The sequence below is a fragment of the Paenibacillus selenitireducens genome, assembly GCF_002021565.1.
In the GTDB taxonomy this organism is placed as follows: Bacteria; Bacillota; Bacilli; order Paenibacillales; family Paenibacillaceae; genus Paenibacillus_K; species Paenibacillus_K selenitireducens.
On sequence record NZ_MSZX01000001.1, the window covers coordinates 1 to 24084 of the forward strand.

Here is a 24084-nt window from a genome sequence, read left to right on the forward strand (position 1 = left end):
STRCSSATNDATACTNTRYCHNAGCDCTAACGGGCAGGTTAATCGAATAGTTAATCACGGATTTTGCAATTCAGGAGGTAAATCATATGTAGCTAAATGGGTGTGGTTAATTAACTCTACTGAAGGTCCATACGAAATTCGATACGTTAATCGGTCTTTTCCTACTGGAACATGGTGTCCTGCAGTCGGCTCAATTTCAAATGAAATTTCTAATTTGAAGCCACGGAATCCATTTATTCTTTTGGTTTCGGTTACTTCAATTTTCCACGGTGTAATTTCAGGCGAAAAAGTTTTTGAAATATTTGGGCGGTAATAGTTATCAAGAACTTCACTAATATAAGGAGTTAGCAAGTTCATGAGCATATCCTGTAGCCTAAGTTCTTCTGAGTCCTCAACGGGTTGATTTGCCGAAGCTATATTGGTTTGAAAAGAAGAAACAAGAACAAGCGATAAAAAAAAAGAAAAGATTATTTTTTTCATTTTATTTACAGACTCCTTTTATGGTTATTATTTACCAACTCCTTTAATTTATGTGGCTTATTAAGCTAACGGGACACGATAGCTTAATAAAAAAATAAAACGCGGCTGTCGGCATGATCGGCAACCGCGTTATGCTAATGGGCATGATATTACAAATAAAGGGAATAAATCCGTTGAGAACGAATACTATCTTTATTAATCAATTTAAGAAGGAGTCGAAATCTGATGATTCGAGAAGCTGAAAGATCAGATAAAGATCAAATATTCGATCTCTATAGCATGTTAGTGCCAAACAGAAAGGAAATGAATGTAGTCGAAGAACAAATTGAGACAATTAGAAGGGATCCAAACAATTTTTTACTTGTATTCGAGGAAAATGGAGAAATATTAGGTACGGTTACGTTAAATATTTGTTTGCAGCCTTTACATGGCTTTAGACCATATGGAGTAGTGAAGAATGTAATTGTTCATGAAAATTATGAACAAAAACTTTTACAGTATATTGAGGATTACTGCAAATCAATTGAATGTCATAGAATTATGTTTAGATAATATCTACATGTCAAAGAGCACATTAATTGAAATGGAAGGATACAGGATACAGTGGGTCAGTGTAAGGGATCTTCTATGAGATGGTCGTTCAACTAACGGGACACGATAGCGGAGGAGCTTGCAGCGATGCGGCTCCTCTTTTCTTATTGAAGTAACGGGCAGGTTTGGGATTAGCAATCCATAAGAAACAACCCAAGTTGAATTATGCTAAAATGTAGTAAATGTATAATGTAGATATCCCTCATGAACAAAGGAGAACTGAAAATGAGAAAACTCGTTCTATTTCTGCACGCATCGCTTGACGGTTTTGTAGAAGGGCCGAATGGTGAAATGGACATTGGCTGGGTTTCCTACGATGCTGATTTGGAGAAACACGCGAAAGAAATTCTGAGTACTGCCGACACTGTCATTTGGGGGCGTGGGACTTATCAGATGATGCACAGTTACTGGCCATCTGTGCCTTCGAACCCATCAGCTTCGCAGCATGAACGGAATCATGCCGAGTGGATCGAAAAGACAGCCAAAATCGTTTTTTCCACGACGCTGGAGAAAGTCGAATGGAATAATTCCAGACTCGTGAAAGAAGATGTCGAGGAAGAGATCAATAACCTCAAACAGCAGCCAGGCAAGGATATGGTCATCCTCGGCAGTCCTAGATTCGCACACCACCTTATGCAGCTTGATTTAATTGATGAGTATAAAATTACGGTTTCTCCCGTCCTGATCGGTAAGGGATTGCCGTTATTCCAAGGTCTCAAGGAGAAGATCAATCTTAAGCTAATCGAAAACAAGACCTTTGATTCTGGAGCCATAGGTCTCGTTTACCAGACGGTAAGATGACCTTGTCACCTAAGGTGATTACGCTAACGGGAAACGATAGTTTCATACCGTAAGGGCTGCCGAGTGGCAGCCCTTTATTCCGCTAACGGGCAGATTAGTTCGCCGGCAGGGCCCTTTGAATGATGTAATGTTTCGTTGACTGCCCCTTACATGTCCAACGCTTTCTGCGCGTGGGCCACATCCATCGCAAGTAGCAGGCCAAGGTCATACGCCGGGTAGTAACCGCGTTCCAACATGTAATTGAACACTTTTCCGTGCATATGAATGACTCTGTTCATATGTCTTTGAAACGCATCGCGCAGCTGTGGGGTTGCCGATTCCGTAAGGGGTATCGCATAAGCGCGGATCGACGATTTAAAGTAGGCGAGCAGATTTCCTCCATAAAACGCTGTCATATCGCCCTCTTTCCCCATAAACCCGGGCATTTCTTGGACACTGTCATCCCGGAACGGCGTCGGAGCCATCGGATAAAAAAGGAGCAGTTCTCTCAAGTCCATGTCGGTTTCTTGGATCGCTTCGACGTATAAAGCGCGCAGCGCCGGATCTTGGACGGAATGAATCTGCCTTTTTAACTCGATCAAGTGGCCGGACAAATAACCGACCGTTTCGTGCAATTGCAACGTTTCATGCAATGCGAGATGATGTTGAGGCTGCTTTAGATTCGAATACATCGTACGTTCCTCCTATAAAAATCGGTTTAGCCTTTAAAATAGACTTCCCGATACTTTATGCGAGCCGGGCAAAAGGGTTAATGCCTACAAAGTATCTGGTCGAAGATTAGCTGTGATGGGTAATGAAAAGAAAGTTTCTCCTTTTAATGTGTTCGTTCATCCAAAAGCTGCAGAGACTATTGAAAGAAAGTACCGGGAGAAACATTAATTGAAGATGAGTGATTGAAGTAACGGGACACGATAGCGGAGGAGCTTGCAGCGATGTGGCTCCTCTTTTCTTATTGAAGTAACGGGCAGGAATGTTGAAGAACATACACGGTGAACCGTACCATAAGTGAACACGTTAAATTTTGATTCAACTTTAAAACCAGTCAATACATTTCACTAGCGCTACCTGAGTTGGTCCGTTCCGGTTCAGATTTTTAATGTCATAAGGGGTAGTGATGGCTTTGTATGATTCATTCCTCCCGAAAAAGTCAAAACCCCTCGTAAAAGGGTCTTCGACTGGTTCAAGAACATTTATAGTTGGAAAGTAAATTGCTTCAATAGTACAAAGGCATTTAGAGGAATCGGGTTATTTTCTCTTAGCTAGAGGTAATGACTTCCTTAAGAAACTCCTTTGTCTGCTTCAGGCTACGTATACTAGCCGGGGAGGCCATATCAAACTGAAAGCCATGACCTGCTTTCATCACGGCGGGGTCGAAAAACAGAGAGGTGACTGGAACGCCCTTTTCCTGAAGAGCTGCCACGAAAACCCTAGCCTGGTTTTCAAACGAATTCGTGTTGCCGTCGGTTACAAATGCAGGGGGAAAGTCTTTTGTGATGTACTTTGATAGATTTAAGACATCAAACTTCGGGTTGTTCATCCAGTTCTTATCGCCCAATATGCCCCAGCCCATACGCTTGAGCATGAATTGTTGCACGGGTTTTGCATCGCTATGCTGAAATGCTGTGATATCGTAGGGAGCGCTATATAACAATAAGCCTTTAATTGTATTAGTCGGCACGAGTTGTGGGATCCCCACGAGCTCAGCATATTCGGTATTGGTTTGGATCAGGGCAAACTCCCCGGCCAAGAAAGCCCCCGCTGAGGAACCGGCAAAAATCACCCGTGATGGGTCCAAGGGGTATTTCTGAGCCAAATGTTGCAAATAAGACCATACCTCGCCGACTTGTTTCGTTTGATCGAACAGAGTTGCTTCGGGAGCCAACTCGTAGTTCATTGATATTACGGCAAAACCGTCAGAGGCCAAACCCCTTGAATAGTTGGCGGGCATAAATTTATCTCCCATAACGAAGCCTCCGCCGTGGATAAAGATGATGACAGGAAGCGGCTTCGAATCACCTTGAGGGAGGTAAAGGTCGATTTTATTTTCGTGGTACTTAGACGGATATGAGATGTCCGAGATCACCTGAGTTTGCACCATGAGCTCGGGAAGATCGGATGGCTTGGAACCAAAATTGTCCGGACCGATCTTGCTGGATAGCAAGCGGGCCAGCCAAATGGTTGGCTGAGGTGTCCAGATGGTGAAGGCAGCCGTAATTAGAACAATCGTCAAGACAGCAATCAATGTAAACTTAATTAATTTGAAGATGCGCTTTTTTTCTATTCGTTGATGGGATACTTGTACTTGTGTCATCGGGTAGCCTCCTTCAGTCATTTTATAGTGTCGTATGGACTCTAGATGCTGTTTAGTTGTATAAGGGAAAACCTCATGTATGATTTGGTAAGGAGAGTCTGATTTTTACGCAGCCCTTCATTCTACTTCGAAGACGAAGGGGTCAGGTTCAGCACGAACGAATTGAGATAAGAAATTCATCAAGTATGTTAGGATTTGCTCCGGATCGAGTCCAAATTGCTTTTGAATAAGATGACCTCGAGTTGCCATTCGAAGCACCATGCTTGTGAGGGTATGCGAGATCATGCTCCCAAGTAGGGCGGGATCAAAAGTAAGAAGAATAGATCCATCTTTCATGCCCTTTTCAATGGCGGCTATCAAATTCCCTCCATAGCTTTCCATCGACTTCTTATAGCGCTCGCGAAGTTCCTCGGAAGGGAAGGAATCCCGGTAGAAATGGTCAAACTGCGCAATGAATCGAAGATGATCGGGATGCTCATGGTATAGCTGAAGCCAGCCGTTAATCATGAGCGCTAATTGATCCGCTCCTGTCTTGGCGGAAATGTCTTCGGTCTGAGAATAGCCGGTGATCTCATTGATGATTTTAATCTGAATTTCAAAGACGATCTCGTGAATGGAACTAAAATAATTATATAACGTAACCCGGGTTACCCCGGCATGGGCTGCTATATGGGCCATCGTGATGCTTGCGATGTCTTTCTTCAAGAAGATCTCCTTGGCAGCCTCCAAAATCTGATCTCGCCGCTTTATGCGCAAATCGTCTAATTCCTCTTCCCATTTCTTCAAATCCTCAACCTCTTTCCTCATGAACTACACGTTTAAAACAAATTCGATGAAAGTAACGAATAATCTTTTTCACTATCAAATTATACTACATATCGCGTTGGTTTTATACAAGGTGTAAAATGTGTTTAACAACATGTAAAGTAATTGATTTTTGATTGTGACACAATCCTTAGACAGATTAGGACAAAATAAAAAGCACACACATCTTGTGAGTGCTTAGTCGCACTATCTTTCCGGGCGGCCATACGCCTGAATCGAAAGCGCTATGCCTCAATTTATTTCAATGAGAAGCTACTTTATCAGTCCATTTTAGATTATCAAATCCGAAAGAAGAGGGAATTGCATTAAAGTAACGGGACACGATAGTTGAATTAACTAAGTAAAGTTTTTATTTGAAAATCAACATTAGACCCCACTAGCTGCGACTGGTGGGGTTATTTTAGTTTGTTTAGGCTATGTTATTCTTGATTGTTGATTTTGAGCAAAAGAAAACCGCCATCATTAGGCGGTTAGTTTGTTTAATAAGCTGTTCATTTTAATGATGCCACCATGACTCCACGATCTGATGTGCAACTTGCGGGTAGTAACCTTTTCCAACTAGATAGGTGATAGCTGCAGCCTCTCTTAAGGCATGTTCGGTTGATATCGTTTGAGCTTCTCTCAAACCGTTTTGAACCCATGGTTCAACCACAGTTAAAGTTTCCTGCATTAAATTGTGAAAATGAGGATTGGGTGCCGAATACGCATTATACGGATAAGTCATTGCCAAAGTATTATCATCCTTTCGATGTTTGGATATACTTCAGCATATGCCCAATCCAATTTTTGTTGAGCCCAAAATATCACATTATCGACATTAGGCCTAAAGGTACTATATCTACACAATTAGATACCGAAACCACCCATACAACTGCAAGCGACAATAACTAACAAGATGAACAATACGAGGATAGTACCTGTGTTTGTAAATAAACCTCCACCTAATTCGCCCATTTAAGCACCTCCCTATTATAGAGTACTCATTATGTTATGAAGGCTGCTCTTCCTTTGTTTGGATGATTGTTACTAGTTATGTAATCTATTTTTTTATCAATGTTATCAAAAAAAACCCGGATCTCTTCGATGACTTATTATGCACAAAAAAAGCATGGATACTGTATTTGCTTATCCATGCAAGTTGAAAGGGGGAAATGAATTGTGAAATTGAATGAGGTTGTAAAATACTATATGTATCTAATAGAAGAAGAGATACAAGAATTGATAAAATTGGTTTACTCAGAAGTATATAAAAAAGTGTAAACGTATGAAACAGCGGCAGACTAGGGCTTGTAAATAAAGTCCTAGTCTTCCGCTGTTTGTGTTGAACTAACGTGTCCCGCTAGCTTAATAATACGTAGGGCACTCACTCGGGCATGCATTAGCAACCCGTCCAAGTTGGTACCATGGTTCATATTACTTTTTTCGTATGGTTACATATGTGTATCGCCAAAATATAACCAACTTAATGAGAAGAAATATGTTTTCATACATATACTGAGTTAAAAAATAAAAGTAGGTGTCATTAATCATTATGAAGCAATATCTACGCAAGTATGAACTTGCGGCTCGCCTAGATGTAAACAGACACACCCTTGGAAATTGGATCAGTGACTTTCGGGAATTTATACCTATTCATATACAAGGTGATGTGGAATGTTTTGATCTTGAGGCTATAGCTGTTTTGATGAGAATTAAAACCCTTCGAAAAGAGTTATATTCAAAACGATCAATTAGGGGAATTTTAGCTAATGAGGGTTATCCTATCCAAACAAATAATCGGTAACTTCAATATCAAATTTACAATATTTTATAATTTTCCAAATGATTGAACTATCTTGCCCGTTACTTCAATAAGAAAAGAGGAGCCGCATCGCTGCAAGCCCCTCCACTATCGTGTCCTGTTAGCTTAATACCTTCTCGTAACATTCCTGTATTCACGACGTCCTACCGACTTAAGGCTTTATATGTATTATTAATTTTGAAAACTAATTGCCTGGCAGTTGGATGCCATGCCAGCCGCTTACATCGCATTGATCATATTCATTATCACCCACAGCAACCACTGTGCCGTCCGATTTTAGGCCGAGAGTATGAGAGCAACCCGCAGCAACCGCAACAATATCGCAAACAGCCCCCATTCCTTTAAACAGGTGGGGGCTGTTTTACGCCTACGCATATAGATTCTCCTCCACAGCACTGCTCATCTAGGCAAAGATTGAAATTCAGCCTGCTTGGGTGAAAACCTCCACCGAAGTATCACACCGTACATAGTATGAGACAAATACGGTGTGAACCGCCTGTTTCGGGGTGTAAATATGGAATTACTGGAGAGAGTACAATTAGAAATTAAACGGTGCATCAGCCGTCTGAAGACGGAACAACATGTAGACGGATCTTGGAGGTATTATTTTGAAACAGGCCCTGTGACAGACGCCTATATGATGATTCTCTTAAGCACCCTTAACAGCCAAGATAAGAGGCTCATTCCCTTACTGGGTAAACGCTTGCTGAGCAAACAGGCAGAGAATGGAGCATGGAAGCAGTATGACGATGATGAAGGTCATCTCTCTTCTACGATCGAGGCTTATACCGGGCTGCTGCTTTCTGGATATTCAGATCGGCATGAACGCCATATGCAACTGGCGGAAGCCTTTATCCTTCGTAACGGTGGAGTTGAGAATGCTCATATTTCCACCAAGTTCATGCTGGCTTTAAATCATCTCTACCATTGGCCTGCCTTTTATCCGACCCCATTATTCTTATTGCATATGCCTAAGTTTATCCCCTTTAGCTTTTACAGATGGAGTTCCTATGTTCGCACTCATTTTGCCCCCGTATTGATTCTTTGCCACCGGAAATTCTCGCTAAGGAAGCCATCCGCACCGGACATCACTCACTTATTTGTAACTCGTAAATACAAGAGACTTGATAGCAAGGGTCGTTGGTTACAAGTATTTTCGAAACATTGGCCAGCCAATCCTGTCTCTAAGGCGGCAATTAAGAAAGCGGAGCGTTATATGCTGCAAAATATAGTACAGGATGGTACTCTCAGCAGTTATGCGAGCGCCACCTTCTTCATGATTTATGCTCTTCTGTCTCTCGGTTACCAGTCCGATTCTCCTATTATACAGCATGCCATTCAGGGGTTAACCTCTTATGGATACCAAATAAATGATGAGGCCCATATTCAGAACTCTCCTTCTACGGTATGGGATACGGCGCTGATCTGTCATTCTTTACAGGAAGCGGGACTAACGACAGAAGATCCGATGATTCAGAATGCCGCTCAATATTTACTTGCTCTTCAGCAAAGAGAACTAAAGGAGGGGGGAGGAAGCACTTTTGTTCAACTTGCAGGAGGATGGGGATTTTCTGAAAGCAGCACGACAAATCCGGATGTGGATGATACGCAGGCTGTTTTGCGGGCGCTTACGCGGTTTGCCGACCATCAATTAGACTATCGGGAGGCGTGGAGAAAAGGAGTTAACTGGTTGTTAGGAATGCAAAATGATGATGGGGGCTGGGCGGCCTTTGAAAAGAACAGCATCCCATCTATAACTCGCCTATTCCGTATACAGAATTTTGCCGATACGGCTGCAGATCCTTCTGCTGCGGATGTAACAGGTCGTACCCTTGAATTTTTGGGCAGTCACTTAAAGTTGGCAATGACTCATCACCGGGTTCAAGCCAGTGTACACTGGCTTATCAAAAATCAAAAAAACGATGGATCATGGTATGGCCGGTGGGGAATTTCTTTTATTTATGGTACATGGGCCGCTGTCACCGGGATGAGAGCAGTTGGGATGCCTGCCGATCATCCGACCATTCAACAAGCGGTTGACTGGCTGTTAAAGATCAGGCAATTGGACGGTGGATGGGGTGAGTCTTGCAAGAGCGATATACACAAAAAGTATGTTCCTGCTCCCTACTCTACGGTGGTTCACACGGCCTGGGCACTCGATACCTTAATTGCCATCCATGATCAGCCAACTGAAGAGATCAATAAAGGACTGGCCAAGTTAATGGAATGGAACAGGCAGGAGAGCAAACGATCATCGTACCCAACTGGTGCCGGGCTGCCCGGGCATTTCTATATTCATTATCACAGTTATCCCCATATTTGGCCCTTGCTCACCTTGAGTCATTATATGAAGAAATACAAAGACTACGACATGTAACCAATTTCACTTTTACGAGAAAGTAGCCCTGTCCATTTCTGAACGATCACATATGCTAAGCTAATCGTCACAAAGCCGGAGAAAGCTTTTAAAGGCGAGAAAAACGATCAATACGAAAGGAGAAATTGGAGAAATTATGGCATACCTTGACCCGCAATTAATGAGAACGTTTCGCTGCAAATTCATGCACCCTCGGCATTTCCACCGTGTTTGTGGAATTCTTAGGTCCCATCGATATGAAGATTTTAAAGACCATGGTAAGTGCTGCGGTATGATTGATCGGCTATCCGATTGTTTGGGAGTGCCGGTCACACCCGATCAAAGAGAGAATGCAGCCCAGTGGCTGATGAATTGCTGCGTAGATCCTGAAAATCTTCGCCATCGTAGACGGATGTGGAGTCTAATCCATGGATTTTGATATCGTATAGAGTGATATGGAGCTGTCTAATGGGCAGCTCTTTGTTTTGAGTACTTGGCTGAATATCAAGTACGGCACCCTGGACGCGTTGAATCATGCCCGGTTATAACAATCTGGAGCCATAGAGGCCCGGCATGCTTTGGTGGGAACAGCCGTTGATGCGAGGTAGCCGTCACTGCAGCTGACTTACCGTGTGCAAAATTCCTGATTTGAGCTTATGTAAGCCCTAATCTTGATTACCATGTGGGAAGTCTTATGACTCGTTAACTAATGTGGAGTTGATTTGTTCGGAGAAAGATGCTGTTGCCGCTGGATATAAGAAAGCAAAAAACTGAACATGTATGAGCTTGGGACAAAGATCTCAGGCTCTTTTTTGTTTTCCTAAATCAAGGTGAGCTTTACATGATCCATCATTGAAAAGAGCCCGGATTGCTCCGAGGCTTTTTATTCTGTTGTGCAAAAAAAAAGCACGGCGCCATAAGTTGGCAACCATGCTTTATAGGGGTGACTGTACGATCTCGTGATATATTATGCAAAGAATGTGTTAAATGTGCCGGATCACTCCGAGGCTCTTTTCATTTCTATAACCCTTGATACATGCTTAATCTCCGACATAGGTACCCAAGTAACCTCATAAGGCGACCTGATCGTAACTAGCCCGTGTACACCGATCTTCTCAGGTATCCCCATGGTGATCTTTCTGTCCATCGTTATCACCTTTACATGTTGCCGCTTCGCGATCGCGATCCGTAACTCTTTATCCCAAGACATAAAATACCACCTTTCTACGCTAGATTGTCGCTGAAATGGTGGTATTTGTAAAGTCACTACAAAGTGCTTCTATAATTATTGCATGCATAAACTATGTTTTGTATCCTTGTTAGACAGTCGTTACTTTATAAATCTTTTATTAACAATGCGTTCTCGACCCAAAGGAATCCTAACACATCCAGACTGTTACAGTTCCATACGCCACGACTTGACCAATCTAATTTCTTTAGATCAAGTAAGGATGTAAATTCTTCGACAGTGTTACAATCAATTAATCTGATCATCTGCGAGCCCTCCACGAGCGAACCAATGCTGCGATACTCAGGGCCAAAGCTGCTACTATAATGATCCACGTAACGATATTCATGACTTATACCTCCCAATTTATTTTTCATTTCGTTTATGTTAAGATTGGAGGAGGGGAATCCACTCCCCTCCGAGGAACTTTTAACGTTTGCGTGGTGGCGTGCGTTTGGTTCCTTTTTTGTTTTTCTTTCGGCTTTCTCTTAGAAGTATGTAGGCTGTAATGAGTTGAATGAGAGCCGTTAGAAGTTGTACCCAATCTTTCATTGCTTGTCTCACCTCCTTTCCATACTCTAATTATATACTGGTACCAGTATAATGTCAACAGTTATCTATACTGGTTACAGTACATTTTGTGTGCTATAATAATGCCGAGGGGTGATACTATGGAAAAGCAAGGAAAAGCATCTACAAGGGCAAAGGATAAGTATAACGCAGCTAATTATGATCAAATAAAGATATGGAGTAAAAAAGGCGATAGAGGTCGAATAGACGAAGCAGCTAAAAAAGCTGATAAGAGTAGGAATGCATTCATACTAGAAGCGATTGAAGAGAAAATAGAGCGTGACCTGAACAAAACCACGGAAGCCTAATGCTTTCGCGGTTATTTTTTGTCCTTGTATAAGAACATACATTCCCTTATAATAAGAACAAATATTCGCATGAGGTGATTTCGATGCCAAAGAAATACGTAGGTGAACTTGTGGAAATCATATATTTATCTAAGTCTGGAGCGTTTACACAGCGCAAGGTTACCATATCAAGCATCAAGGATGGAATTATTAGGGCCATCGATAAAGGCACAGGAGAGTGGCGGACATTTCGCGAGGATAGCATCATGGCATGGCAGCCAGTGATTAATAGTGCTGTCTGATATCGAGCGTAAGACCTTAAGGGTACTGTTTAATTATTCTCACAGTCATAAAAGGATGCCGACGTTTGAACAACTAGAGCTAATGATCGGCAGGAACAGACCAACGGTATACCAAACGTTAAAAGCTTTAGAAAAAGATAATTACATTACCTGGGCAGATGGTAATATGAAATCAATTGTTGTGATAGATCCATGGGAACGATCCTATTTAGGCTTTGCTGAAATAAGAAAACGATATGAAAGAAGCGTATAGAATGGGAAAGAAACTTGAGGAAAACGGTGATAAGTTTTATCTTAAAGTTACAACTAAAGTTCCTTTTAAAAAAAGTATTCAAATAGGTGATGATATACTTGTATGTAAGAATGTAACTATAGAAAATGGGGATATAGTTGCAGTTAAGCTTAACTCACAGGTTGTTTTAAGCAGAATTAAACGCGTTATCAGAAGATACATACTGATAGATTATTCATCAGTTATAATTGATATAGATGACCGCAGGATTTTGGGTAAAGTCGTTAGAGTGATTGTAAATTGTTAAATGATAAGGCAAAGTGTAATTTTTTTTATACACCTTGCCTTTTTTCATATAATTGAATATTTGTTTTCCCGAAGCTCCAGTGCGAGAAGCGGGTTGGCATCCCATAAGCTCCGAACGTATAAATGATTTCCGCGGGACAAATCTCATAGCGCATCGGATAATAGTCGAGCCCGAAACCGTCGGCAATCTCCATGATCTCTGCAATTGCGTATTCTAATTGTGAGATTTCTTTATCCATTATTTTCGAGCTCCTTCCGGTGATTTGTGAAAGAAGGTTTTGAGCGCTTTGTAGACTTCTCCCTTTTCTTTGATCACATAATACATAAAATGCTCTTTGTTAATGTGCCGGTAGGCTGACATGAGTGTACTGCTGCGATTATACTGGTTCACTTCGCCATAGCCGAACATATTGCAGCGCTTCAGCAATTCGCCAATCAGCTTCACACACCGATCATTGTCGGACGTCAGGTTATCACCATCGGAGAAGTGGAATGGATAAATATTATAATTGGCTGGCGGATAACGGCGATCGATAATTTCAATGGCTTTGAGATACGCGGATGAACAGATCGTTCCCCCGCTCTCCCCACGCGTGAAGAATTCTTCTTCGGTGACTTCCTTGGCTTCGGTATGATGGGCGATGAAAACAATTTCGACCTTCTCATACTGCTGGCGCAAGAATCGAGTCATCCAGAAAAAGAAGCTGCGCGCGCAATATTTTTCGAAGCTCCCCATGGATATGGGTGTCTCACAATGAACCGAAAAAAGTATTGAACGGAATGCGGGTCTTCGCTATAATACAGGTGTATTTGAAGATATTTCCACACCCAGACTTCTTCTCATTTTTTTCTTCTCTCTACCTCTTCTAGATGAATACGCACGTACAAAATTCGAAGGTAATCAGCACATTTCACAGTTCAGTTGTATCCATGCTACACCTCAAGGGAGGTAATGGGTTTATCGTGAAATATTACTTGAGTGCCGATGGTGGCGGAACGAAGCTTACGGCGATTCTATTCAATGATCAATTCCAATTGATTGCTTATGGCAGCGGACAGGCTATTAACTACACCTCACAAGAAAATATTATCAGGTCCATTGCGGATTGTCTGGATCCTTGCCTGCGTGGGCACGAAGGAATCGAACTGGAAAACGTGTATTTTGCGATGCCGGCTTCTATGGACATATTTATAGAACAGTTGCGTAAGCGAGTACAGGTGAATGCTGCGCAGTGGTTAAGCGAAGGCCGCATGGCATTATTAGCTGGTGTGCAGCAGAAGACGGGCATCGTAGCGCTATCTGGCACAGGCTCTGGCGTATTCGGTATTCAAGAAGGAACGGAAGTGCATATCGGAGGATGGGGACATTTACTCGGTGATTTAGGAAGTGCTTATGAAATCGGCCGGGATGCGATCATGGCGGTTCTGAAATGTTATGAACAGCGAGGCCCAGCCACGATATTACAGGCAATGTTCCGGGACGAGTGGCAGCTGTCCAGCAAGATGGATTTCATTACCCAAATCTACCTTCCATCGTATTCGCGCCGCAAAATAGCTTCCGCTGCCAGACTGGTTGCCTCAGCCGCGAAGCAAGGCGATGGAGTTGCGATACGAATTCTGGAGAAGGCAGGAGAAGAATTAGCCGAACAGACGAACGCCATGTTACAACAACAGCCCGAGGATAAAAATCCAATTGTCATGTTGGCAGGCAGCGTGTGGAAAGGTGCACGGCCTATGCATGACCGGTTTACGCAGTGTGTTCTGGAACGATATCCCGGAGCTCGAATTTGCATTCCTGCGTTCGAACCTGTCATGGGAGGGTTATTCGCTCAATTTCTTGCGCAGGAACAGGAAAAGTTGGAGCAGGAGAGAGTTATCGCGGAGTTCATGCAGCATGACGCCATGATTTACAGAACCGATTGGTAGTTCGGAATATTTTATCTTCATCACCTTAAGGAGGAGTAAAACATGTTAATGGACCGTTATTTCCAAGCGATCGAACAATTGCAGGAGAACATTCGAACGACCCAACGAGAGAGCATCGTCCGTGCAGCCACGAAGATTGCAGAAGCAGCAGCCCAAGGCCGAGGTGTACATTTGTATGATACAGGACATATTGTCGACCACGAGCTCATTCGTCGTGCAGGCGGATTATTGCTCATGAAGCCGCTCCGTGTTTCCCTCCAAATTGATAATCCGATACGAACCAGAGAATTATACGGCAAGAATAAGTCCATGGAAGGGTTGGGGGAATATTTCCTGCGTGCTTCGAATGTGCATGAAGGAGACGTGTTGATCATGGGCTCCGTCTCAGGCAAAAGTGTCGAGGCGGTCGATATTGCCCTGGCCGCGAAGGAAATGGGGATTACGTTAATCGTGCTAACTTCGCTGACATACTCCTCTCAAGTGAAATCGATGCATTCTTCCGGTAAACGGTTGTTTGAATTAGGGGACGTTGTGTTGGATAACGGTGCTCCGCTAGGTGACGCATTATTGCAGGTCGAGGGAATCGAGACAGGTATTCTTCCGGCGTCGGGTTTATCCGCGGCTTATATCATGTGGGCCGTGACGGCAGAATCCATTGAACAACTGCTTGCGAAAGGGATTACTCCTTCCGTTTACAAGAGCTATAATTACGCGGACGGATGGGACTATAATGATAAGCAAGAGAAGACCTATGCGGAACATGGCTATTAAAAATAGACGATACATCTGGATGCGGATAACATAAAAACTTCGATGGATATGAGAGATGATTAAGAGGCTAGGGATGTGCACGCTAGCTTCTTTTTTTGTACGCAAAGTTCTGTCATTTCTACCAATTGACAGGGATAGGAAATCATTTTATATTAATAACACCACTGGAGAAATTAATTGAGGAGGCTGAAATGCAGAAGCACGATCAGGATTATATCAAGCGGAAAAATAGAGATACCGTCTTCCATCTGATTAAAAATCATGCTCCCGTCTCGCGGGCGCAACTTGCTCGCATGACTGGGATGAGTCCCACCACCGTGAGCCGGATCGTCGCAGAGTTGGATGAGCAGGGGTATGTACTGGAATCGGAATCCGTGACATCGGGCGTCGGGCGGAAGGCTGCATGGCTGACGTTAAATCGCGCGATGGTATTGACCATCGGGATCGAGCTGGATAAGACAAGGTTTCGGATTGGCATTATGGATTTGGATGGTGAACTCGTTGTCTTGAAAGAATACGAACGCATTCCTACCGAGACACCTGAAGCGACGGTCATGCACATCCAGCGTACGTTAGATCAACTTTTTGATGAGGAAAAGATAGATCCTGCGAAGGTGATTGGCGTGGGTGTCGGAATTCCGGGCATTATAGACCATCGAAGCGGCGTGGTGATCTTGTCTGCTCAGCTTGGATGGCATCATGTCCCTGCAGCTGCATTGTTTCATGAGCATTTAGGGTATGAGACGGTCATCGACAATGAATTAAAGGCCAGAGCACTCGCGGAGCATGTGAAGGGTCGAGCGATCCATTCCCGCAAAACCGCATTGATTCGATTTGGGAGCGGCGTAGGTTCAGCCCTGATTATCGAAGGCGAAATCTATCGTGGCGAAAATAATAGCGCGGGTGAAATCGGCCATACCGTCATCGATCCCATGGGAACGACGTGTGAATGCGGGAAGGTTGGGTGTCTGCAGACATATATCGCCGAAGGAGCACTCCTCAAGGAGGCAAGCAAGTACAGCAGTATTACGAATCTGCCGGAGTTGTTCGAAGCTTCGCGAAGCGGTCACGTATGGGCCGAACAGATCGTTCGCAAAGCGATGGTCTATATGGGCGTGACGATCAATAATATTCTATGCATGTACAATCCGGACAGTATCATCTTGAGCGGCGACATCGTGGAGAAGTTCCATGAGGTTCGGACGTTTATGGATGAGGGCGAATTGCATGCGATGATCTGGGAACCTCTACTGCATTCATTTGACATTCATTACTCGAGTCTAGAAGTTGAAGGCGTCGTCCTCGGGTCGGGGATGCTGGCGCAGAAGAAATTTTTTCGTGTAACCCATTAAAAGAAGTGAAGGGACGGGGAGTTCTTATGAATTATAAGGCACTGGTAGAGCAAGATCGCGGGGGAATTTTAGAAAATGTTCATTTTGGCGTCGTATGCGGCGTAGATGAGCAGAGCGAGGTATCATTTTCTGTTGGCGATCCTGAGCATCATACGTTTTTGCGTTCGGCAGCAAAGCCGTTTCAAGCGATTCCCGCAGCTCTCCATCGCATTGACGAGATCTATGGGCTAACCAGCAAAGAGGCTGCTTTGTTCGCGGCATCCCACCGCGGGGAAACCTATCATATTGAAGGCCTTCAGTCGATCATGGAGAAAACCGGCTTGCATGAAGAGTCTCTGGTTGTCTTACCGACGTACCCGCTGAATGATGCGCCGAAATATGAGCTTCTCCGTCATAACGAAGAGAAACGCCGAATCTATCACAATTGTTCAGGCAAACATTTCGGTGTCCTAGCCACTTGTAAACATTTGGGGTACCCTTTAGAAAACTACTATGAAGCGGAGCATCCTTTGCAACAGGAAATTTTGAAGGTATTCGCTTATTTAACGGAATACCCGCAGGAGCAAATCGGGATCGGCGTAGATGGATGCGGTTTTCCTGTGTATGCCCTGCCGCTCAAAAATTTAGCGATTGGATACCTGAAGCTGGCTTGTCCTGACCTGATCGAAGATGCAGAAATTCGCGCAGCTGTCGTGAAAGTCGCAGGATGGATGAATGAAAATCCAGATATTATTGCTAGCCACGAATTCATTTGCTCCGAACTCTTGCGCGATCCGAATATCGTCGCGAAAGGCGGCGCCAAAGGGGTATATGGCGTGGGCTTGAAGAAGGAGCGTATGGCATTTGCGCTCAAAGTGATTGACGGCTCTGAATTGGTATGGCCGACAATTGTGGCATCCATCTTGGAGCAAATCGGTTACGAGAATAAGGAGACCATTGCGCGGCTATATGCGCTTACGCCTTCGGAGATTCGTAACGATAACCAGCGACTTGTCGGAGAGAACCGCGTAACATTCGATATTCGCCAGCAAAATGAATAGGGAGGTGATCTACGATGCAGGATGAACAATCACTTGATAGCGCTGCCAATACCATCGATTGGCGAGTTGAAGTCGAGCATAGAAGGAATGATTTGCTCGAAGATTTGAAAGGGCTCTTGCGTATTCCAAGCGTAAAGGATGAGCAGACGATGGGGCAAGGCCACCCGATGGGACGCGAGATAGGTCGGGCTTTGAACTATATGCTGGAGCTTTCGCAACAGGCAGGGTTTCGCACGAAAAACCTGGATGGGTACGTCGGGTATGCCGAATTTGGCGATGCAAGGAACGAACGGCATATCGCGGTGCTGTGTCACTTGGATGTTGTACCGGCAGGTGAAGGCTGGACTTCCCCGCCTTTCGAACCGACGATTCGCGAAGGCAAGCTCTTTGCTCGTGGGGCGATCGATGATAAAGGGCCTACGATGGCCTCCTTTTATGCCTTAAGACTACTGCAAGAATTGAACTTGCAGACCAAGTCTAACATTCGCTTAATTTTCGGCACGGATGAAGAGAACACGCATCTGTGCATGGAGCATTACAAGAAGCTGGAGAAGCTCCCTGCAATTGGGTTTGCGCCAGATGCAGAGTTCCCGATCGTGCATGCAGAGAAGGGGCAGATCAATACGAAGATTGTTATGAAACCTTCCGAGGAACGGGAGACAGCCGGGGATGAAGGATTCTCGCTGCTCACATTCCATGCGGGCGGTATCGCCAATATGGTGCCGGATACGGCGCAAGCGGTCATTAGGGGCGAACAACAGGCGCTATCGTCGTTAGCCGAAGCTTTTCAATCCTTTTTCGCATCCCGGAAGCGTGCATGCCACGCTAATATCGACACGGCTGTATCACAAGTTACGTTAACGGTGAACGGGGTATCGGCCCATGGCATGGAGCCGGAAAAAGGTGTGAATGCAGGGTTGGAATTGATCCATTTCCTGCGGGGAGCTTCGTTCCAATCGGATGCGGATCGTTATGTCGCTTGCCTGGACACCTACCTGTTCGAGGATTGCCTAGGTCAACGGCTGGGGGCTGCCTACGAAGACGATATTTCCGGACCGCTGACAATCAATTCAGGAATCATGCAATTTGAAGTCGATGGTGAAGCTTTTTTCCACATCAATCTTCGGTTTCCCGTAACCGATCATGAGGATCGGATATTGGCAAAAATCGCCGAGGCCACCGCTAATTATGGGTTTGCGATCGAACCGCCGAATATAAAAAAACCGCATCATGTAGATCGCAATCATCCGATGATTCATCGCATGCAGCGAATCTATGCGGAAGAAACGCAGCTGGAACCAGCGCTGTTAACGACTGGCGGAGGCACCTATGCCGCGCACATTCCGAGTGGGGTTGCATTCGGACCCCTATTTCCGGGTCAGGAGTCCACGGCCCATCAACGGGATGAGTACATGGTTGTAGACGATATCCTGACAGCTACGGTAATTTATGCGCGTGCAATGTACGAATTGGCCAATTTAGAGGAGTAACGAAGGGGAGGAATCGAAATGCATATCGTGGCAGGTCAAGATCAGACGGTTGACACACTTATTTATCCGTTATTCGAAGAAGATCTCGCGCATCATTTAGCTTATGAGGTACGTCCTCATATGAAGCAGAGAGGTCAAACGACATGGTTCTTCGGGCAACGTGGAGAACAACATTTGCTCGTTGTTGGCATGGGGAAAAGAACGGACTTCCAAGCGGAACGGCTTCGTGAGGCGGCAGGAAACGCGGGGCGTGCTGCTGAACGGGAAGGCGTCCGCTCCGTTGGGGTAAAGCTCGAGGCGCTTCAAGTGCTCGCCGCAAATGAGCTCACGATGGCGTCATTGATTACCGCATGGGTGGAAGGCTGGTTGTTGGGCACGTATGTGTTCGATACTTATAAGTCGAAGAAAACAGTCCGGACTATCGAGCAGATGCAGCTGCACGTCGATGCAAGTTCTGAGATAGATGAGGCCATTATGACAGGCCGAATTCGTGCGAAGGGAACGATCTTCACACGGGAGATGGTTAACGAACCTGCGAACCAGTTGAACCCGGATTCATTCGTTGAGCGTATTCAAGCCCACTATGCCGAGGGAAAAGCACAACTTCGAGTCTACCGCGGGGAACAACTTGAACAGCTGCAAATGAGAGGGCTCATCACTGTAGGGCAAGGAAGCCCGCATCCGCCTGCTTTCGTAGAACTGCGTTATTGCACAGATCCTTCCTTGCCGTTGACGGCGCTCGTGGGCAAGGGAGTTACCTTTGACATGGGCGGTATGAATGTCAAATCAGGCAAAGACATTAGCGATGCCCGGTTTGATATGGGCGGTGCGGCAGCTGTCCTAGGAGCCATGGACATACTGATGGAGTTGGAAGTGAAGACCAATGTGGTCGCGTTGCTTGTGATTGCAGAGAATGTACCGGACGGAGCCGCTTATTTGCCCTCGGACATTATCCAGTATCCTAACGGCATCTCTGTGCAGGTTGGCAATACCGACGGAGAGGGCAGATTGATGCTGGCGGATGCGCTGCTCTATGCTCACCGTATCGGAGCACAAGAGGTTGTTGAATTGGCGACATTAACCGGCACGATCGGCGTTGCGCTCGGCTTAGGCATCGCGGGTATTTTCGGAAATGAAGGACTCAGTCATGCCCTGATTCGTGCAGGGGAGAAGAGCGGGGATCGATTGTGGCCGCTTCCGATTATAGATGAATATGAGACGTTTTTGAAAAGCGATTATGCAGATTTGAATAATAATAGTTCCAGCCCGTATGGCGGGGCAATTATGGCGGCGTTGTTTCTGCGTCATTTTGTCGATCCATCCCAACGTTGGGTGCATATCGACATGGCGAATACCGTGCAAGCCCACGCAGCGTGCGGACATTATATACCGGGAGCGACAGGGTACGGGGCAAGGTTATTAACCGACTATATCATGGAGCGCTCGGCATCTTACATGCAAGGAGGAATGTAGCATGATTCTAGAAGTCATTGCCACAACGTTAACGGATGCGGTCTTGGCTGAACAAGGCGGAGCCGATCGGATCGAATTGATTACCGGGTTTGCGGAAGGCGGGTTAACGCCAAGCCAAGGGTTAATCGAAGCTGTGGTCGGGTCCGTTCATATCCCCGTTCAGGTGATGATTCGTCCACACAGCCAATCGTTTACGTATAACGAAGCGGATTTTCGTACGATGTTAACGGATATTCGCGTTGTGAAGAAGGCGGGCGCTCGAGGTATCGTGATTGGAGCTTTGACAGAAGCGCATCGTATTGATGTCGATATCATGCATCGGCTGCTGGCAGAAGCGGAAGGGATGGACGTCACCTTCCATCGGGCTTTCGACGAGGTGGAGGACCAAGTCGAAGCGCTTGGATTATTATCGCAGTTCCCTCAGATTCGACGTGTGCTCACTTCCGGCGGAACAGCGCCGGCACCGCAAGCGATGCCGCAAATCAAACGATTGGTGGAAGCATCGCTACAGTACGGTATTGAGATTCTCGCGGGTTATGGATTAGCGCGGGAAGGATTGGAAGCCTTTATCGAACACACGGGTGTCCGCGAAGTGCATTTCGGATCTGCTGTTCGCGAGAACGGCAAATCTACAGCTCCCGTGGATGTCGAACGGGTTGCTGCGATCCAACAAGTATTAAAGTCATATCACAGATAAGATGCAGAAAGGCGACCCGCATGCTTAGGAGATGCGGGTCGCCTTTTTGTCGGCAGATTATTCTTTCACCGCCCCAGCACTTAAGCCAGACTCGACTTTTTCTTGGAACAGCAGGTAGATGACAATGGTTGGGATAATGGTGAGAATGATGCCTGCGAACGTCGGTCCCATCTGCGAGCTGCCGCGTTCGCCGACAAAGGACATGAGCGCCATGGAGATATTGAACATGTTACGGTCGCTGATAATGATCACGTTCCAGATCAGGTCATTATAAATATCGAAGAAGGCCAGAATCCCAGCGGTGGAGATTGCTGGCATCGTTAACGGCGCCAAAATTCGAAATAACAGGGTAAACGGGCCGCAACCGTCCATCACGGCGGATTCATCGATTTCCTTATTAATGCCTTTCATGAAGCCGGTGATGAGGAAGATCGTCAATGGCAATCCAAAAGTTGCATATAGAATGATCATAATTAGATAATTGTTAAAGCCGTTAATGGAGCCGATCATTCTGGAAATCGGGATGACAAGCGAATACACCGGAATCATGAGCCCCATGATGAAATAAATGTAAAGCGTATTATTCCATTTGAACGAAAACCGCGTTAGCATAAATGAGGTCATTGTTCCCAGGAGCAAGGTCAATACAGTTCCGCCTGCCGCATAGAAAAAGGAATTCAGAACGGCACGATCAATATGTGCGGTCGAGAAGGCTAAGGAATAGTTATTCCACAGCCATACTTGAGGCAAGGAGAACACGGTATTATAGATTTCATTATTATCTTTGAAGGAAGATAGAACAGAAAAAAGTAACGGATAGATAAAAACGGCGGCACAAATCAATGAAAAGACATACACCGTTATTTTTTTGGAGCCGATCGTCATTGTTTGGTCACCTGCCTTATTTAATCGTCTTCGTATTCATTAGTTTATTGAGGATGACAGTCGATAAGAGAGCCGCGACGATAATAAACGTGCCAATGGCATTTCCCATACCGAAGTTGTTGTATTTAAAAGATTCATAGTATAAGAGCGTCGTCGGCACATCTGTCGCCCCATTGGGACCCCCGCCCGTCATGACGAAGATTTGTCCGAACACCCGGAGCGACTGCGTAACGGCTAATATGGAGAAGATCTTGAGCGTCTCCTTCATGAGCGGAACCGTAATATATATCAGCTTCTTAAGACCGACAGCCCCGTCCATGGCCGCCGCCTCGTAGAGCTGCTCTGGAATCGCCACCATCCCGCTGGCGAAAATAATCATATTTAATCCACAGTAAATCCACGCGTTCACAACGACAACCGTATAGATGGCAATGGAGGGTTCCCCCAGCCAATCTCTCGTAAGTGAGCTTCCCCCGAGGGCGGATAAAATCATATTGACGAGACCGCCATCCCCTTTCAAAAGGAACTGCCACATCAAACCGACCGCGGTAAGGGGGAGAACAGAAGGCATAAAAAAGGCGATTTTGAAGAAACGTCTGCCTTTTAACTTACTTGTTACGATATGCGCCAGCAAAAAGGCTGCAGGCAGAATCAATAGGAAGGAAGCGAGAATGAACACACCGATATTTTTAAGGGCGTGATAGAACTCTGGCTTTTGGAACATTTCACTGTAATTCTGAAATCCGACAAATTCGAGTGCGACATTTTTAATCCCGTTCCAACTAAAAAAGGACATGTAACCGGTCTGGAAAATCGGAACGATAAACGCAAGGGTGTATAGAAGCAATGCCGGCAATACGAAGATTGCTGCAGTGAAATACGGTTTTCTGCCGACCATCTTGGTTTCCTCCTGACATCTTGAAATGCATCATGCCTGCCTGTATGAGAGGAAGGCAGGCATGACGTAAATGGGTTTATTTCGTGTTGGACTCGACGAATTTCTGAATCGTATCGGCTGTTTTTTGTGCGTCGTTGCCTGCGAACATGCCTTGAATTTCATTTCTTACTTTGTCTTGCAGCTGCATGATCGGGCTGTATTCTTCAATTTCGCCTTTGAAATCTTTCGCCGTGCTTTGGGCTTTAATATATTCAGCGGTTACGGGATCCAGGGAAGCCGGATCGATATCCATTTTAACCGGATAAACGCCGCCTTTGGTTTCTTGCAAAAATAATTTAGAAGCGTCTACGGACGTAAGGTATTTCAACAATTTGATGGTCGCGTCTTTCTTTGCGCCTTCGACCGCTTTGGAGACGGAATACCCGCCAGCGCCGCCGAACCAGTTATCCTTAAAGTCAGGTTTGTCGGAGAAGCCTGGGAACGGAATAACACCGATTTTATCGGCAAGCGGCGATGAAGCCAACGAGGAAATCGCCCATACGCCTTCAAACATCATCGCGCTTTTGCCGCTTAAGAACATGCTTGTAATTTGGTTGCCATCGGTTGTGTTCATGTTTTTGCCGAAAATACCTTTATCCTGCCAGCTCTTCATCAATTCAAGCAGGGACACCATATCCGGATCGTTCCATTTCGCCGTGCCGCTCATGAGATCCTCGGTTTTTTGGAACCCGTATTTTTTCAGCGAGAGATTGGTGAGCAAGTGACCGCCGCGGAAGTTATCTTTATCGGCCATAGCCATCGGCACAACACCGATTCCTTTAAATTTCTCCGCTACGGCTTCGAACTCTTCAATCGTGGTAGGAGGTGCGGCATTGATTTGTTGGAACAGCTCTTTATTGTAATAGATAGCTACACTGTAGAATTCATTCGGAACGCCATAGGTACCCGGGAAATCGGTGAACTGCCATGTGCCGAACAGAGGCAAAAATGCGTCGGACCAAGTCTTGTCTTCATCGATGACCGGCTGCAAATCCAATGCGATGTTTTTCGCATAATCTTTAAAAGCAACGCCGCCGTAGTTCATCCAAATCTCAGGTACGTTCCCCGTTGCCACAGCCGTTTTCAATTTGTTGTTGAATGCGGCTTCATCATTCAGGGATTCATCGACGACCGTAATGTTCGGGTTTTCTTCCATAAATTTTTTGATCAGGGACTGAAAGGCCAGGGATTTCGGATCTGTGCCTGCAATCCGTGTAAGAATTCGAATACTGACTTTGTCACCGCTTTTCGATTCGCTGCCCGTGCTGCCGTCAGATGGTGCACTGTTTTCTTTGGTTCCGCAGCCGGATAGCAGGGTTGAAGCGGCCAAGATTAACGTAAGGATCATTGTAAGCGCTCTTTTTTTCATATAAAAACCTCCCCAATTATCTTGCGTATGTGTGGTGTTACTGGTGAATTATTG

Annotated in this window: 24 protein-coding genes and 3 pseudogenes; 14 read left to right on the plus strand and 13 right to left on the minus strand. The window is 45.2% G+C overall.

The features are described from left to right. Nucleotides 1-54: 54 nt before the first annotated feature. Nucleotides 55-480 (minus strand): DUF3888 domain-containing protein, encoded by a 426-nt coding sequence (locus tag BVG16_RS00005; RefSeq protein WP_078496412.1) that lies wholly within the window; start codon nucleotides 478-480, stop codon nucleotides 55-57. Nucleotides 481-705: 225 nt separating this feature from the next. On the opposite strand from BVG16_RS00005, the gene BVG16_RS00010 reads away from it, so the two are divergent. Together BVG16_RS00010 and BVG16_RS00015 are read left to right on the plus strand one after the other, a co-directional pair. Next, a complete protein-coding gene (locus BVG16_RS00010; RefSeq protein WP_078496414.1) occupies nucleotides 706-1032 on the plus strand; it encodes a GNAT family N-acetyltransferase in 327 nt (108 codons plus the stop codon). 264 nt (nucleotides 1033-1296) lie between these two features. Beyond that, nucleotides 1297-1872 carry a dihydrofolate reductase family protein gene (locus tag BVG16_RS00015; RefSeq protein ID WP_053435337.1) on the plus strand — a complete coding sequence of 192 codons (576 nt, stop codon included), beginning with the start codon at nucleotides 1297-1299 and terminating at the stop codon, nucleotides 1870-1872. Nucleotides 1873-2018: 146 nt separating this feature from the next. Here BVG16_RS00015 and BVG16_RS00020 read toward each other — a convergent pair whose 3' ends face one another. The 4 genes from BVG16_RS00020 to BVG16_RS00035 all read right to left on the minus strand — a co-directional run bounded on the left by BVG16_RS00020 (nucleotide 2019) and on the right by BVG16_RS00035 (nucleotide 5732). After that, nucleotides 2019-2543, minus strand: a complete 525-nt coding sequence (locus tag BVG16_RS00020) for a spore coat protein (RefSeq protein ID WP_078496416.1) — start codon at nucleotides 2541-2543, stop codon at nucleotides 2019-2021. A gap of 584 nt (nucleotides 2544-3127) precedes the next feature. Next, complete coding sequence (locus BVG16_RS00025) at nucleotides 3128-4183, minus strand: alpha/beta hydrolase (RefSeq protein ID WP_078496418.1); 1056 nt, start codon at nucleotides 4181-4183, stop codon at nucleotides 3128-3130. 117 nt (nucleotides 4184-4300) lie between these two features. Further along, nucleotides 4301-4969, minus strand: coding sequence for a TetR/AcrR family transcriptional regulator (locus BVG16_RS00030; protein WP_158081575.1), 669 nt, complete (start codon nucleotides 4967-4969; stop codon nucleotides 4301-4303). A 535-nt stretch (nucleotides 4970-5504) separates the two neighbouring features. After that, the gene (locus tag BVG16_RS00035; protein ID WP_078497228.1) at nucleotides 5505-5732 is read right to left on the minus strand and encodes a hypothetical protein; all 228 of its coding nucleotides are present in this window, start codon (nucleotides 5730-5732) and stop codon (nucleotides 5505-5507) included. Nucleotides 5733-6539: 807 nt separating this feature from the next. Here BVG16_RS00035 and BVG16_RS33940 point away from each other — a divergent pair. Continuing rightward, nucleotides 6540-6791 carry a MerR family transcriptional regulator gene (locus tag BVG16_RS33940; protein ID WP_078496423.1) on the plus strand — a complete coding sequence of 84 codons (252 nt, stop codon included), beginning with the start codon at nucleotides 6540-6542 and terminating at the stop codon, nucleotides 6789-6791. 202 nt (nucleotides 6792-6993) lie between these two features. Here BVG16_RS33940 and BVG16_RS00050 read toward each other — a convergent pair. Then, nucleotides 6994-7131: pseudogene (locus BVG16_RS00050) on the minus strand (RCC1-like domain-containing protein); the annotation flags it as partial. A 192-nt stretch (nucleotides 7132-7323) separates the two neighbouring features. On the opposite strand from BVG16_RS00050, the gene BVG16_RS00055 reads away from it, so the two are divergent. After that, complete coding sequence (locus tag BVG16_RS00055; protein WP_078496425.1) at nucleotides 7324-9186, plus strand: terpene cyclase/mutase family protein; 1863 nt, start codon at nucleotides 7324-7326, stop codon at nucleotides 9184-9186. A gap of 976 nt (nucleotides 9187-10162) precedes the next feature. On the opposite strand, the gene BVG16_RS00060 is transcribed toward BVG16_RS00055, so the two are convergent. Then, a complete protein-coding gene (locus BVG16_RS00060; RefSeq protein ID WP_078496427.1) occupies nucleotides 10163-10375 on the minus strand; it encodes a hypothetical protein in 213 nt (70 codons plus the stop codon). 447 nt (nucleotides 10376-10822) lie between these two features. Further along, the gene (locus tag BVG16_RS33625; protein WP_269845566.1) at nucleotides 10823-10945 is read right to left on the minus strand and encodes a hypothetical protein; all 123 of its coding nucleotides are present in this window, start codon (nucleotides 10943-10945) and stop codon (nucleotides 10823-10825) included. A gap of 119 nt (nucleotides 10946-11064) precedes the next feature. Here BVG16_RS33625 and BVG16_RS00065 point away from each other — a divergent pair, with 119 nt between their 5' ends. The 3 genes from BVG16_RS00065 (at nucleotide 11065) to BVG16_RS00080 (ending at nucleotide 12091) form a co-directional block, all read left to right on the plus strand. Continuing rightward, nucleotides 11065-11271 carry a ribbon-helix-helix protein, CopG family gene (locus BVG16_RS00065; protein ID WP_078496429.1) on the plus strand — a complete coding sequence of 69 codons (207 nt, stop codon included), beginning with the start codon at nucleotides 11065-11067 and terminating at the stop codon, nucleotides 11269-11271. A gap of 83 nt (nucleotides 11272-11354) precedes the next feature. Then, nucleotides 11355-11552, plus strand: coding sequence for a hypothetical protein (locus BVG16_RS00070; RefSeq protein WP_078496431.1), 198 nt, complete (start codon nucleotides 11355-11357; stop codon nucleotides 11550-11552). Nucleotides 11553-11788: 236 nt separating this feature from the next. Further along, nucleotides 11789-12091 carry a LexA family protein gene (locus BVG16_RS00080; RefSeq protein ID WP_078496435.1) on the plus strand — a complete coding sequence of 101 codons (303 nt, stop codon included), beginning with the start codon at nucleotides 11789-11791 and terminating at the stop codon, nucleotides 12089-12091. Between the two features lie 64 nt (nucleotides 12092-12155). Here BVG16_RS00080 and BVG16_RS00085 read toward each other — a convergent pair. Together BVG16_RS00085 and BVG16_RS00090 are read right to left on the minus strand one after the other, a co-directional pair. After that, nucleotides 12156-12329, minus strand: a pseudogene (locus BVG16_RS00085) (SpoVR family protein); the annotation flags it as partial. Beyond that, nucleotides 12329-12841: pseudogene (locus BVG16_RS00090) on the minus strand (DUF444 family protein); the annotation flags it as partial. The pseudogenes BVG16_RS00090 and BVG16_RS00085, both read right to left, overlap by 1 nt. A 212-nt stretch (nucleotides 12842-13053) precedes the next feature. Here BVG16_RS00090 and BVG16_RS00095 point away from each other — a divergent pair. The 7 genes from BVG16_RS00095 to BVG16_RS00125 all read left to right on the plus strand — a co-directional run bounded on the left by BVG16_RS00095 (nucleotide 13054) and on the right by BVG16_RS00125 (nucleotide 20839). Next, nucleotides 13054-14016: a BadF/BadG/BcrA/BcrD ATPase family protein gene (locus tag BVG16_RS00095; protein WP_158081577.1), complete on the plus strand. Its 963-nt coding sequence runs from the start codon at nucleotides 13054-13056 to the stop codon at nucleotides 14014-14016. A 42-nt stretch (nucleotides 14017-14058) separates the two neighbouring features. Continuing rightward, nucleotides 14059-14787: a sugar isomerase domain-containing protein gene (locus BVG16_RS00100; protein WP_078496440.1), complete on the plus strand. Its 729-nt coding sequence runs from the start codon at nucleotides 14059-14061 to the stop codon at nucleotides 14785-14787. Between the two features lie 191 nt (nucleotides 14788-14978). Then, the gene (locus BVG16_RS00105) at nucleotides 14979-16139 is read left to right on the plus strand and encodes an ROK family transcriptional regulator (RefSeq protein ID WP_078496442.1); all 1161 of its coding nucleotides are present in this window, start codon (nucleotides 14979-14981) and stop codon (nucleotides 16137-16139) included. Between the two features lie 26 nt (nucleotides 16140-16165). Further along, nucleotides 16166-17179, plus strand: coding sequence for an asparaginase (locus tag BVG16_RS00110; protein ID WP_078496444.1), 1014 nt, complete (start codon nucleotides 16166-16168; stop codon nucleotides 17177-17179). Between the two features lie 14 nt (nucleotides 17180-17193). Continuing rightward, complete coding sequence (gene pepV, locus BVG16_RS00115) at nucleotides 17194-18669, plus strand: dipeptidase PepV (protein WP_233146852.1); 1476 nt, start codon at nucleotides 17194-17196, stop codon at nucleotides 18667-18669. An 18-nt stretch (nucleotides 18670-18687) separates the two neighbouring features. Next, nucleotides 18688-20142 (plus strand): leucyl aminopeptidase family protein, encoded by a 1455-nt coding sequence (locus BVG16_RS00120; protein ID WP_078496446.1) that lies wholly within the window; start codon nucleotides 18688-18690, stop codon nucleotides 20140-20142. A 1-nt stretch (nucleotide 20143) separates the two neighbouring features. Continuing rightward, nucleotides 20144-20839, plus strand: a complete 696-nt coding sequence (locus tag BVG16_RS00125; RefSeq protein WP_078496448.1) for a copper homeostasis protein CutC — start codon at nucleotides 20144-20146, stop codon at nucleotides 20837-20839. A 57-nt stretch (nucleotides 20840-20896) separates the two neighbouring features. Here BVG16_RS00125 and BVG16_RS00130 read toward each other — a convergent pair whose 3' ends face one another. The 3 genes from BVG16_RS00130 to BVG16_RS00140 all read right to left on the minus strand — a co-directional run bounded on the left by BVG16_RS00130 (nucleotide 20897) and on the right by BVG16_RS00140 (nucleotide 24030). After that, nucleotides 20897-21724, minus strand: coding sequence for a carbohydrate ABC transporter permease (locus BVG16_RS00130; RefSeq protein ID WP_078496450.1), 828 nt, complete (start codon nucleotides 21722-21724; stop codon nucleotides 20897-20899). A 16-nt stretch (nucleotides 21725-21740) separates the two neighbouring features. Then, on the minus strand, nucleotides 21741-22622 hold the full coding sequence (locus tag BVG16_RS00135; RefSeq protein ID WP_078496452.1) for a carbohydrate ABC transporter permease: 882 nt from the start codon (nucleotides 22620-22622) through the stop codon (nucleotides 21741-21743). Nucleotides 22623-22698: 76 nt separating this feature from the next. After that, the gene (locus BVG16_RS00140) at nucleotides 22699-24030 is read right to left on the minus strand and encodes an ABC transporter substrate-binding protein (RefSeq protein WP_078496454.1); all 1332 of its coding nucleotides are present in this window, start codon (nucleotides 24028-24030) and stop codon (nucleotides 22699-22701) included. Between the last annotated feature and the right edge of the window lie 54 nt (nucleotides 24031-24084).